The sequence below is a fragment of the uncultured Veillonella sp. genome (assembly GCF_900545795.1).
Lineage (GTDB): Bacteria > Bacillota > Negativicutes > Veillonellales > Veillonellaceae > Veillonella_A.
The window spans coordinates 101,707-114,186 of record NZ_URAR01000003.1 but is presented as its reverse complement, the minus strand read 5'-3'; the positions used below and the strand labels follow the sequence as shown (position 1 = coordinate 114,186).

Sequence of the window (12,480 nt, the reverse complement as noted above, 5' to 3'; positions counted from 1 at the left end):
AGATGTACGAAGAATTAATAAAGAATTTTCATCAGATGTGGGATAATTTTCCAGGGATGGTTCGTTTAATCGATAGTAAAAATAAAGTATTAGCAGTTAATGAAAAGGCGGCTGCATTTGGCTTTGTAGCTGAAGGGAATTGTGCTCGTGTAGGTAGCCCTGAGATTCATCGAAATTGTAAGAAGTTTGCAGCGTTGAAACAGCAGGCCGCACAAGTTGATCGCCCTAGCGCTGATAAATTGCGAGGATGGATTCCTGTAGAAGGGTATCCAGAGGTTGTGGTTCACTTTACCTTAGGGATTCCACAGTTAGATGAGGAGAAATAAAAATAAGGCCACTCTAAGACTTACGAAATAAAGCAAGTCTTAGGGTGGCCTATTTATATATTAAATTTTAACGCTTATTCTAGACGATAGTTGAACCATCATAAGTTTCGCCATCTGCATCAGGAAGGAAGCCATATTTTTCAGTCCACAATTGCTTGTACTTTAACGCTTGGTTGTGAATGCGCTTAATCTGTGTTTCGTCTGTGCGAATGACTTTCGCAGGGCAGCCCACAACTAAGGAATGTGGTGGAATCGTTGTATTTTCTAATACTACAGCGCCGGCTGCAATAATAGAGCCTGTGCCAATATGGCAACCGCTGAGAACAACGGATCCCATGCCAATAAGAACATTGTCTTCGATAGTGGAGGCATGTACGATAGCTGTATGGCCAACAGTTACAAAATCCCCGAGAATGCAAGCTTTATCGGAATCTACATGGAGCACTGCATTATCTTGCACATTAGTATAGCGGCCTATAACGATTTTATTAATATCCCCTCGCACAGTCACATTAAACCATACAGAAGCATATTCTTTTAATTCTACGTCGCCAATTAACTGTGCACTAGGCATAACATGGCTTTTTTTATCTAATTTTGGATATTTTCCATTAAAACGCATCATGATTGACATCTCCGTTCTACGTATTGATACAGTATCTTGATAGTAGTTTTGAATAGGCCCTACTAATGGTGCGCAGTGCGCAAAATAGCATGGGCTTTATATCAATATTAGTATATCAAGTTTTTATATTAAATAAAACGTTGAGCGCTTTTAATGGCCGTTTTAGCTTCTTCAATAACAGTGTCTACAATAACTTTGGCAGGTTCTACCTTAGTAAGGCGATTTAAGCTTAAACCACATTGGACAGCACCGTTCACAATGTCGCCATCAACAGCAGCTAGTTTATTAGTGCCTTTAGCTAGCGTAGTTAGTTCGTCTTTAGGAGCACCATTTTTTTCAAGCTCTAAATATTTAGCTGTAAATTCGCTTTTTAAGGAACGCACACCACCATGACCGCTCATAAGGCCAGTAACGGCAGAGTCTGTATCGACAGCATTAATGATGGCTTCTTTACAATTGTCATGCATTTGGCATTCTTCAGCTAGGATAAAACGAGAACCCATTTGAACACCTTCGGCGCCCATTAAGAGGGCAGCGGCTAAGGCGCGACCATCCGCAATACCACCGGCGATGATGACAGGAATTGACACTTCTGGTAACACATTTTCCATGAGGGCCATAGTTGTTTGTGTACCAATGTGACCGCCTGCTTCGAGGCCTTCAACGATGAGAGCATCGGCACCAGCAGCGGCAACGCGCTTAGCTAATTTTACATTAGGAACTACAGGAATAACTTTAATTCCGGCAGATTGTAAAGGTTCGATAAATGGTACGGGATTGCCTGCGCCAAGAGTTACGAAGGCAGGTTTTTCTTCTAAAATTACATCTACAATTTCTTGCACATTATCTGCCATGAGCATTAAATTGATACCAAATGGTTTATCTGTAAGTGCTTTAGTATTGCGGATTTCTTGACGTACCCAATAGGCAGTGCGACCGCCTGATGCAATAACGCCAGTAGCGCCAGCATTGGCTACGGCAGCAGCTAATTTATGTTCAGATGTCCAAGCCATAGCTCCTTGGATGATGGGATATTGAATACCTAATAATTCGGTTAATTTTGTTTGCATAAAAGCCTCCTTTTATTAAATAGGATGGTGTAAGTTGGAGTTTTCATTACTAAAATGAAGTAACTGAAAATTAATATTAACTACTCTTATATTATAAAAGATTTTTAAGAAAAAATATAGAAAAATCTAGATATAGGAAATTATATATTCGTTGCCTTTATGTTATAGTAGGACAGGATTGAGACGTTTGACTGATATATTGAATTAATGTGTAGATTGAGTAGTTGGAGAGATTAAATTTTTGTATTTTAATTTTATCTTGTAGGAGCGTGCATAATATGCCTCTTTTCATGTGTGCCTTATGAGCCGGAAATGAGTAAATAATATAGGCTGAAAAGTGAGAGGTATAGTTTTTCTAATTAAGCAAAAAAATTATTTTAAGAACTTGAAAAAGGGCTAAAAACCTAGATAAAATAAGGGTTTTAAAAAAATGTAAAATTAGAAAAAAGATATTGAATATTATCGATGTTTGTGATACACTTAATTCATAGATAGAGTGTCTATTAAAAGTGAAAGGAGGCAAGTGAAGATGGATAAATATGTATGCGTAGTATGTGGTTGGATCTATGACGAAGCAGTTGAAGGTGTTAAGTTCGAAGATCAACCAGCTGATTACTTATGCCCAGTTTGCGGTGTAGGCAAAGATCAATTCGAAAAAATGTAATAACAACAAGTAATACTTGTTTAAGAAAAGCCTCCTAAATGGGAGGCTTTTTTCTTTAGGCGTATTGTGGCTAATTAAAGTCATAATACGCCTTGTTTTTTTGGCATTTTTACTTGATTTCTTTAAGAGTAAAAAATATATTTTATATATTTTACTAAGACAGAGCTCTGTCTACCTCTTACGATAAAATATGATTACATAAAAGTGCCCATATCTAAAGGCTTTAAAGTGCTTTTCTTACTAGTAAGCTTAATTAAAAAGTAAGCATATGGAAAGTGATATGATATGGAAAAATGATTTATAGCCTTATTTTCAAGTAAAAGATTTTTAAAGCTATAAATTTTTCAATGTAAAGTGTTATTGATATAATTGTGAATAAGTAATGAGGTGATGTACATAGTAATCTCTTAGTTTTAAAATATTTTAGCTAAAGGAGCTTAGTATGAGGAGAATAGTACCTGGCGATATTGTTTTTTGTAAAAGAACCGGTTATGAACATTACGGGATATATGTTGGAGGGAATAGAATTATTCATTACGAATCTTCTATTAAAGATAAAATAGAGGGGCGACCTAAGGTCGCCGAAACAACCATAGCAAAGTTTAAAGGGGAAGATATTATATTTACAATTAACCCTGAGCATTTGTTGTCGTTTTTCCAAGATTATGGATTATTTGATGAGGGGAATTATAAGTTTTATTCACCTAGTGAAACAGTAAGAAGAGCTAAGTCAAAGTTAGGAACTGCAGATTACAATTTGTTATGGAACAATTGTGAACACTTTGCATTATGGTGTAAAACTGGACTTGCTACATCTAGTCAAATTGGTACTGCAGCTGAGTTTTTAATAAGTGGTATACCTATTATAGGATTCATTATAAATTCAAAGCGTTTGGAGAAGCAGATTTTTATGGAGGAGGCTCAATATTAGTCCAATAAACTATAATATCAATTAAATTTGAACTTTAGGGCAATGGATATAAAATTATATTTTATTGAACAATTAACTCTATTTAAGTTTTTATTGTATTTTAATATAAGCAAGAAAGAAACACATATGTAATTACTTTTTTGTTTTATATATTAATTTTAAGGGGTTAAATTAATATGCGGTTAATGAAATTGATGGGTGTAGGAAGTTTGCTTTTATTTATGTTAGTTAGTGCTGGGTGTGGTGAAATACGCTCAGATTATACAGTTAACAAAGATGGAAGTATCAGTATTGTTAATGAAGTCGGGGTAGCATCTAGCGCTAAGAATATGTTCCCAGGGGTAAAACAAGCATTGGATGAAGAGGCTGAAAATGGGAGAAAACTGGGCTATGATGTAAATAGAACTGATACTGGTTTAACAGAGAAAAAAAGATTTACAACTATTAATGATGCAGTTAAGTCTGGGATTAACCTTTTAAATGGTGATGAAAATCATGGTGGAGTTAGAGTGAAGCGTGGTTATTTATATGATACGTATTCATTTGACTTATATATGAAAGGACAAACTTACGAAGCACCTAAATCAAATATTAAATTTGCTGTAGAGCCAGAGTTTAATAGAAGAGATCCTTATTGGGGGTTAAAAGCTAGAGAGGTAAATAAAGTTAATAATCAGCTTAATAGCATGGTAGATAACTCTGTTGCTGTAATAGTCGAATCTATGAAGGCGGAATTTACTCTTAACTTACCGTATAGTGCTGACTCAAATAATGCAGACAAAGTTAGTAATAATGATATGACATTGACTTGGGATGTGAAAAAAGCCATTGTTGATGGAAAAGATTTAGAAATAAAAACCCAATTTAGAATTTATCATACTTATAACATAATTGTAGCAGTGGCTGGATTAGTTGTTGTGATTGCTGTAGGTATTACGATTATTGTATTATCTTATAAAAAACGCGAACGAGTAAATCAATGGAAAATAGGAATTGCAGTAGGTGCTCTTATGATTATAGGGGGGATAGCAGGAGGTCTATACACTCGCTATTTAATTGATAATCCACCAGCATTAACTCCTGCCGATAGGGTCATAGCAGCAAATGCTAAAGATTCATCGGATAACGCCTTATCTGAAACTATGGAAAAAGCAAAAAAGCAAGGATTAAATTCCATAGACGATGCATCTTCAGTTTTAAGAGTAAAGGGGGTAAGTGCTAATATTTTAGCAACATCCAAGATTGATGATGATGGATTTATAGCATTAGCCAATACAAGTGATGGCATGACCATTTATGGGTATAATAAGAAATTCGATAAAGTATTTAATTTAGTTGATGTTAGAAAAACAACAGAAGAAAATATTTTCTCTAGTTATGGAAAGTTATATCCAAACAAAGAAAATAACTATCACTCTGTAGTAATTGGTTTAGTAGTTAATGATGCAGATAAAAACAATGCAGATGCAAAATATGGTGAATGGCGTGGTACAACTCAAATACTTCCAATCTATATGACATATAGTCAAAACGAGAAAAAAGAGTTTGTGATTCACAGATATTATACAGGGCCTGGTTTAAAGCCGTACCGATATGATTATATACAAGATGAACGAAATAAGGCATTATCAAATACGGTGTTTTTCCATTTGGAAAGTTTAAAATTAGATATGATTAATAGAGGAATGAATACATCCACACCTGAATTGTAATTTTATTCTATGATTATATCTAGGGACGTTATTATGAGTTAATTATGTATTTATTTAGAGGAATAGTTGGTAAAGGAGTGAGCTTTGTGGAAGGTGCTTTAAAAAGAAGGCCTACGGTATCAGATTTATTTAAAAGTTATGAAAGAACTATTTTACAAACAGCTATATCGACATTTGGCTTAGATGGTTTGTCGTCATATCAACATGGAGGAGATGTTGATACTGTACATACAGTTAGACAAATTGGCAAGGATAGTCAAATGACTTATAAAAATGAGAATAATAAGAAAGCATATAATAATAGAGGTATATATGACTCAAAAGAATATCACTCTCATGCTGACTATAGGGCTGCTAATAGAAATATAAGTATTTCAAAGAAAGAAGGAACATTATTTGATGGGTATACAGGAAAAAGAATTGCTAGGAATGGCAAAGTCGATCAAGACCATGTAGTATCTGCATATGAGATTCATAATGACCCGGGAAGAGTATTAGCAGAAGTTGATGGGGCCAGTTTAGCAAATAAAAGTGAAAATTTAGTAGGAACCGATCCTTCTATAAATCGCAGTAAAAAAGCATTAACTGTGGATGAGTATGTAGAGGGAAGAGGTAAAAACTTAAATAAACGAACTAAGTCTAATATGCGACGTAAAGATAAAATTGCAAGAAACGCAATTAATAATGACATACATACCACATATTATACAAGTCAAAAGTTTTGGAAAGATACAGGTACTGCCGCATTAAAGGCTGGAAGTACAATGGCAATACGTCAAGGATTAGGTTTTTTCCTTGTTGAAATTTGGTTTGGAATTAAAGAGAAGTGCGTTGATTGTTGGTCTGAAGTTAATTCTCTTAAAGCTTTTAGAATTAAATTAGTTGAGGGAATAAAACTAGGATTTAGTAATGCAAAAGCCAAATTAAAAGAGTTGTGGAATCATATTAAGAATGGTGCTTTAGGAGGAATTATTTCGGTCTTAGTAACAACTCTGATTAATACATTTACAAGTACTCTAAAATCTGTTGCTAGATTAATTATGCAATTAGGAAAAACAGTTGTAGAAGCATTTCGTATTTTAGTTTTTAATCCTGAGAAGCTTTCATGGGAGGATAGGATTGAGGCATTAATTAAATGTATTATAACTGGCGGCAGTATAGCTTTAGGCAGTGTAGTTACGGCTGCATTAGATGCGCAATTAGTAGGAGTACCATTTGGTGATTTAATCGGTACCTTTTTAGGAGGATTGGTATCTGGAATTACAATGGCAACAGGTTTTTACTTAATTGATAGATATGAAGTAGGGAGTTGGTTAAATAAAGTTTTTGAAGATCCATGTTTTGAATATTTAAAGCAAGTAGGAGCTAATATAGAAAAAACTACGAAGTTAATTTCTGATATGGTAGAGCGAATGGTTCACTATGATTGGGCGGCTTGCGAAATGGCTTTGCAAAAATATAAAACTAGTACAGGTAAAGTAAGGGCGGATGTATCTTTAGAAATTGCTAGGGCTTGTGGCGTTAAAGAGGATAAACTTGTAAAGTCAATAGAAGAATTAGATGAGATTTTTGGTTAAATTCAGGAGGTCAAAATGTTTAAAAATGATGAAAGAAAAGCGGCTATTAAAAAATTAGAAAGTGTTCATGCTCAATACGTAGAGTCAGTTAAGCATGCCATAAAAGGTGTAGAACGTTTACACGAAGCGAAAGTAGCATCTACAGAGGTTTTAGAATTAGCACATAAAACTTTTAATTTGATAAGTGATAAGCCTGTTGAATTAGAAACTTATAACGAAGAAATTAAATTATCTTTTGAACAGTTTAATAAAGAGGTAGAAGAAATAAAGCGTATGAATATAGAAGCACCGCAAGGTGGAAGTGCAGTAGGAGGTGTCGCTGTTGGAGCAGGAATTGCTACTTTGGGACCTACTGCGTTGATGGGACTTGCAACAACATTTGGAACGGCCTCTACAGGTGCAGCGATAGGGAGTTTATCTGGTGCAGCAGCGACTAATGCAGCGTTAGCTTGGCTTGGTGGAGGTACTCTAGCTGCTGGGGGAGGCGGAATGGCATTAGGTAATGCTTTTCTTGCATTGACTGGACCAATTGGTTGGGGAATAGCAGGGCTTGTTGGTGTAGGGGGAACACTTTTTGCTAGAAGTAAAAATACTAAAATAATAGAAAAAGCAAACCAACAAGTTAAGGAAATTAATCAAGCAAAAGTAGAAATAATGGATAAAATAAGCATACTTGAAGGATGTATAGGAAATATATATGAATTGAAGGATACCATTTTAGATGATTTAAATTATTTAAAGAATAATAATATGCCGCGGAGTTATAAAAAATTTAGTGATGAGGAGAAGGAATTTTTAAGAGGAACTTTTATGTTATGTAGATCATTAGGGGAAGCGATTAATGAAAAACTATCATAAAGGATAAAACTATATTATAGTAACTTAAAATATTAAAGTTTTGTTTAAAGACCGATTTGACAAAAATGTCATAATCGGTCTTTTTTCTTTTAATTTTTACCGTAAAAGATTACAAACAGATTTTTAGTCAGACAGAGGTTTGTCTATGCTGTAGTCTAAAATAGTCATAGATGAACCAGATTATTATACTCGCAATATAGACTTTTTATAGGAGGGTTCTTATGGATAAGGGTAATTTAGTGGGTGAAATTGTGAGGAACATTTGATTTTTAGGCTATTGGTAATAAATTTGAAAATATAGTAATGGGTGTTTAATAAGGAGGGCGTTATTATGAATAAAGGCGTAGTGTTTGCACAGGGAGAGCAAATTTCATTAAATCTGCAAGATAACATTAATAACAGGATAGATGAGATTATTGAGCTATATAAAAATAATGAACAAGTGATAATTAGGTTAACTTTTGAAAGTATTACATTGTTAACTTCTATAAACGAGGACTTAGGATTAAATAATAGAGGCATTCTTAAACGTATACTTGGAGAGTTTATAAAAATTCCATCAAGCGTGCAGAGTTATAGTAGTGAAGAGAAAAGCATTGCACAGTTTGTAGCAAAAACGATTTTAAAAATACTAGCTGAACAGAATTTGTTAACATTTGACTTAATTGAAGCAGTTAAAGTGAGATTGCATACATTAACAAGAAATTCAGAGGAGCAGATGGAGGCTCTCCATAAAGAAATAATAAATTATTTAAATTATTATCAAAGTGAAATTATTCAACTAGAGAGACGTTTAGAACGTGCGGAGTGTAGAACTGATATTTTAACATGGGCTACTTCGGTTGGATATTTGCAATTAGGGAATCGGCAATATAATGAATTGGATGAAGTGAGTAAGCTTGTTTGTATGGCTCATGACTTTTTTGAAATAACCAAAGGTGAATGGAAATCTCCAGAATTACTAATTTTAAAGAAAACTATGGATGATTTGGGGCTTGACTCTAATCAGCCGATTAACTACGCGGACGTTATAGAAGCTGTCGCATATAATCCCATATTGCAAGAAAAGTTATTTGAAGATACTGCTTTAAGTAAATATGAAGTGCCTAACTATTTATTAGGATTTACATTATTGCAAGAGATAGATGCATTGCAAGCGAATGAAGGTGATGTAGTAAATGCGATTACGGAGATTGTGCAGGAGAATAATGTAGATGTTGATCGTAAGACAATCATAAGTCAACTAGCTAAACACTTTTTAAGAAAAACTACCTTGTTCAATTTAAATGTAGAGGTTTCTAGTTTTTCTGTTTTAGTCGATTTATTGTTTAATTTAAAGAATATAAAAGTCGCAAAAAATAGTGCAATACCATTAATTGGTGGAACTGTTTATGACGAACAAGAGGATCTTGAATTTAAAAAAGGGGAAGATTTATTTATAAAAGGAAAATTGGTAGAAGCTTTGCCAATTCTAAAAAAGGCAGCAAAAGATGGAAATCCTAGGGCTATGTATTATTTAGGTGAATACCCTAAAATAAATGAAGCCTTCGGTATTATTAAAGAAGAAGGCGAATCGTGGACAAAAAAGGGCGCAATCTTAGGTGACGTATTCGCTATGTTAAATTTAACTTATATAAGCGAAAGGCTAGATGTAGAATATATAGAAATGATATATCCTCAAATATTAGAATTAGCTGAGGATGGCAATGTTGTCGCTTTAAATGAATTATATATTTGGGGATTATGCTTAAATAAGTTTTATTTAGAATCTATATTTAAGTCAGCTGAAAAAGGATATTGGCGGGCAAATGAGTATTTGTTTAGATTATATCGAAATGGCAATGCAAAACTTGGCATTGCTGCTGATAAGGCAAAAGCAATTGAATATGCTAAAAGAGCTTATGAGGGTGGCTATGTTGAAATTTTATTAGAGCTTGGTAATTTTTATAAGGATATAGAACAACCGAATAAGGCAATAGAGACTTTAACCCAGTATTATAATTTAGGCGGGCTTAACAAAGGTCAGGCGGCAAATCAAATAGGGGTACTAGAAGAAAAGGTCGAGAAAAAATTAGTATGGTATAAAAGAGCTGCAGACTTAGATGATTATTGGGGAATTAGAAACTATGCGCTATATTTATTAGGTGAAAATGATACTATAGCTATTGAATATTATAAAAAGCTCTTACAATTTTCAGACACTGATTTAGATAAAATATATAAAAATATTGGAATAGGTTATTTTAATTTAGAAAAACTGGAAGATGCTTTTGATAATTTATTGAAAGCTGCTGAATGTGGAGATATAGATTCTATGGAAATAGTTTCAGTTCTGTATTTAAAGGGACAAGGAACTAGTCTAGATGTAAAAGAATCTTTTTACTGGACTATGATGGCAGCAAAAAATGGAAATAAAAATGCAGCTAGTAGATTAAATGACTATATAGTAGTTGATAAGTAATGAAAAAATTATGCTTTAATGCTAGGCCTATTATGACTAATTGCAGTCATAATAGGCCTTCTTTTTTTGTCTTTATGTCTTGTTTTTTTGAATAAAAATTGTAATTAAAAAATGGGCATATATTTTTAATCGGACAAAGGTCTGTCTTTTATATACAGTACAATAAACTTGCAAGGGAAACACTAGATAGTAAGGGGCTGTGTGGTGTTATATAGAAAATAGTTTTTGAAGTAAATTGTCTGTATTCTTTATCTTGATAAGGAAAAATAGATTCGTATAAGAAATACAATGTCTAAATGGAGCAAGAAAGGACGAGGTTTTTCAATGTATAGTGGAATTGATATAATTATATAAGAGTGATGAAAAGGAGAAATAGACAACTAGATAGAAGTATAATAAAGAAATGATGACATAAGATAATTGCGTACACTTTATTTTTAAGACTAACATTAAATATGTAATTATAAGATGAAAATTACTATTTAGTAAGAGCGTAGCTTGAGGTGTTTTATGGAGAATAATAAAAATAATCTACTTGAAGGTCAAAGTAAAAGTATACATAGTCACGAGCAACACGGCATGAGTATTGACCAAGATATCAATGTTACAGTAGAAGATATTGTAGCTGCTAATAATGCTATATTTGAATCAGCCGCACATAATGATAGACTTAACCGATTTAATGGACATCAAGGGCATGGTTTTGCAGCAGAGCAAGCTAATCATCAAATTGATATTATAAAAGGGAGAGAGGCCCTTATTCTTGGTGATGATAATGCTAAAAATGGTGCAGATCGAATGGTTGATGGACAATTAATACAAACCAAATATTGTCAGACTGCAGCGGAGTCAGTTAATGCAGGATTTCGTGATGGAGTATACAGATATTTAGATGCATCAGGAAAGCCGATGCAGTTAGAAGTACCATTGGATCAGTATGATGAAGCTGTAAAATTAATGGCTGATAAAATTAGAAAAGGACAAGTTCCTAAAACTAAAAATCCTGATGATGCGGTAAAGCTTGTGAGAAAAGGGAATGTAACCCTTCAACAGGCTCGCAATATAGCTAAAGCGGGGAATATTGATTCTATTATGTTTGATGCAAGTAGTGGGGCCGTTATTGGACTGAGTGCAGCCGGGATTGCTGGCTCAATTACTTTAGCCAGAGCTCTTTGGAATGGGCAAGCCATAGAAAAAGCACTTGATTTAACCATATATTCGGGATTACAGGCTGGCGGGATTGCATTTACTTCTTCAATTTTAACGGCTCAGCTGACTAGAACTTCAATTAACAATGCATTAATGCAGCCGTCAGTAGCTCTTGTAAAATTACTACCAAGCAATGTTAGGCAATATCTTGTTAATTCAATGAGAACTAATGCGCCAATATATGGCTCAGCAGCTACGAAGAATTTGGCTAAGTTAGTTAGAGGTAATATAATCGCAAGTGCTGTTACGGTAGTTGTTTTATCCTCTGGTGATATTTATCAGTATTTCAATGGAAAAATATCAGGAAAGCAGTTGTTTAAAAATATAAGTGTATTAGGAACTAGTGTTGCTGTAGGTGGTGCAGTTGGTCTTGCCGTAGTTGGCGTGCCTGCTTTAGCAGGAGCCGCCCCTTATTTGGCTGCCATAATCGGTGGTGCCGCAGGGATTGTAAGTGGTGCAGGAGGAAAAAAGATATTAGACTCTTTTATTGAAGATGATGCTATTGAGATGGTTCGAATTATTAATAAATGTTTTATTCCTCTAGTGCAAGATTATTTATTATCAGAGGAAGAAATGAAACTTGTTGTAGATGACTTAAAAGTTGTATTGGGCAATAATGTGTTATTAGCTATGTTTGCAAGTGCTAATAGGGAACAGTATGCTAATGACTTGTTAATTAAATTAATAGAGCATACCATATCGTGGCGTACAAAGATTAGAGTACCAAGCCAAGAAGCGTTTACACATAGTATTGGTAGAGTTCTTGGGACTGCCTTGGATGGAGGTGACCTTGAGCGATTATTAATGCCTGAAAAGATTGATACAGTAGAACTAGGCAAACAGTTATTAAATACTGAGTTACCAGAACATAGTGCAAATAAGGCTTGGTATGTTACTAAACAGATGAATTTAACTCTTATGCAGGGAGAGATAACTTTACAGCGGATGTTAAAAAATGAAAAACTTTTCGAAGAAGAACATCAAAAATCATTAGAACGAATTGAAGATTATAAAAAAGAAATTAATCAACTGATGAGGAGGAATTAA

General features: G+C 34.0%; 10 protein-coding genes. 8 read left to right on the top strand and 2 right to left on the bottom strand.

Features of this window, described 5'->3' with window-relative positions; all coding sequences use genetic code 11:
* The first annotated feature begins 2 nt into the window (after positions 1–2).
* On the top strand, positions 3–326 hold the full coding sequence (locus QZR90_RS02740; RefSeq protein WP_295788507.1) for a hypothetical protein: 324 nt from the start codon (positions 3–5) through the stop codon (positions 324–326).
* Between the two features lie 79 nt (positions 327–405).
* Here the strand turns inward: QZR90_RS02740 and QZR90_RS02735 are convergent, their stop codons facing one another.
* Entirely contained in the window at positions 406–951 is a 546-nt protein-coding gene (locus QZR90_RS02735) for a gamma carbonic anhydrase family protein (RefSeq protein ID WP_307984882.1), read from the bottom strand.
* 128 nt (positions 952–1,079) lie between these two features.
* Positions 1,080–2,021, bottom strand: a complete 942-nt coding sequence (locus QZR90_RS02730; protein WP_295788503.1) for a nitronate monooxygenase — start codon at positions 2,019–2,021, stop codon at positions 1,080–1,082.
* Between the two features lie 529 nt (positions 2,022–2,550).
* Between QZR90_RS02730 and QZR90_RS02725 the strand changes: the two genes are divergently transcribed.
* The 7 genes from QZR90_RS02725 to QZR90_RS02695 all read left to right on the top strand — a co-directional run bounded on the left by QZR90_RS02725 (position 2,551) and on the right by QZR90_RS02695 (position 12,480).
* The gene (locus QZR90_RS02725; RefSeq protein WP_295788502.1) at positions 2,551–2,685 is read left to right on the top strand and encodes a rubredoxin; all 135 of its coding nucleotides are present in this window, start codon (positions 2,551–2,553) and stop codon (positions 2,683–2,685) included.
* A gap of 442 nt (positions 2,686–3,127) precedes the next feature.
* Positions 3,128–3,616, top strand: coding sequence for a lecithin retinol acyltransferase family protein (locus QZR90_RS02720; protein ID WP_295788500.1), 489 nt, complete (start codon positions 3,128–3,130; stop codon positions 3,614–3,616).
* A 176-nt stretch (positions 3,617–3,792) separates the two neighbouring features.
* Positions 3,793–5,328 carry a hypothetical protein gene (locus tag QZR90_RS02715; RefSeq protein ID WP_295788498.1) on the top strand — a complete coding sequence of 512 codons (1,536 nt, stop codon included), beginning with the start codon at positions 3,793–3,795 and terminating at the stop codon, positions 5,326–5,328.
* Between the two features lie 86 nt (positions 5,329–5,414).
* Positions 5,415–6,905 carry a hypothetical protein gene (locus QZR90_RS02710; protein WP_295788496.1) on the top strand — a complete coding sequence of 497 codons (1,491 nt, stop codon included), beginning with the start codon at positions 5,415–5,417 and terminating at the stop codon, positions 6,903–6,905.
* 15 nt (positions 6,906–6,920) lie between these two features.
* On the top strand, positions 6,921–7,763 hold the full coding sequence (locus QZR90_RS02705; RefSeq protein WP_295788494.1) for a hypothetical protein: 843 nt from the start codon (positions 6,921–6,923) through the stop codon (positions 7,761–7,763).
* Between the two features lie 331 nt (positions 7,764–8,094).
* Entirely contained in the window at positions 8,095–10,224 is a 2,130-nt protein-coding gene (locus QZR90_RS02700) for a tetratricopeptide repeat protein (protein ID WP_295788491.1), read from the top strand.
* A gap of 510 nt (positions 10,225–10,734) precedes the next feature.
* Positions 10,735–12,480: a hypothetical protein gene (locus QZR90_RS02695; protein ID WP_295788490.1), complete on the top strand. Its 1,746-nt coding sequence runs from the start codon at positions 10,735–10,737 to the stop codon at positions 12,478–12,480.

What these genes read in the sequence shown, in the direction of transcription:
- QZR90_RS02705 (WP_295788494.1), top strand. Translation starts at nt 6,921, where the DNA reads ATGTTTAAAAATGATGAAAGAAAAGCGGCTATTAAAAAATTAGAAAGT.
- QZR90_RS02730 (WP_295788503.1), bottom strand. Translation starts at nt 2,021, where the DNA reads ATGCAAACAAAATTAACCGAATTATTAGGTATTCAATATCCCATCATC.
- QZR90_RS02735 (WP_307984882.1), bottom strand. Translation starts at nt 951, where the DNA reads ATGATGCGTTTTAATGGAAAATATCCAAAATTAGATAAAAAAAGCCAT.
- QZR90_RS02700 (WP_295788491.1), top strand. Translation starts at nt 8,095, where the DNA reads ATGAATAAAGGCGTAGTGTTTGCACAGGGAGAGCAAATTTCATTAAAT.
- QZR90_RS02715 (WP_295788498.1), top strand. Translation starts at nt 3,793, where the DNA reads ATGCGGTTAATGAAATTGATGGGTGTAGGAAGTTTGCTTTTATTTATG.
- QZR90_RS02720 (WP_295788500.1), top strand. Translation starts at nt 3,128, where the DNA reads ATGAGGAGAATAGTACCTGGCGATATTGTTTTTTGTAAAAGAACCGGT.
- QZR90_RS02725 (WP_295788502.1), top strand. Translation starts at nt 2,551, where the DNA reads ATGGATAAATATGTATGCGTAGTATGTGGTTGGATCTATGACGAAGCA.
- QZR90_RS02695 (WP_295788490.1), top strand. Translation starts at nt 10,735, where the DNA reads ATGGAGAATAATAAAAATAATCTACTTGAAGGTCAAAGTAAAAGTATA.
- QZR90_RS02740 (WP_295788507.1), top strand. Translation starts at nt 3, where the DNA reads ATGTACGAAGAATTAATAAAGAATTTTCATCAGATGTGGGATAATTTT.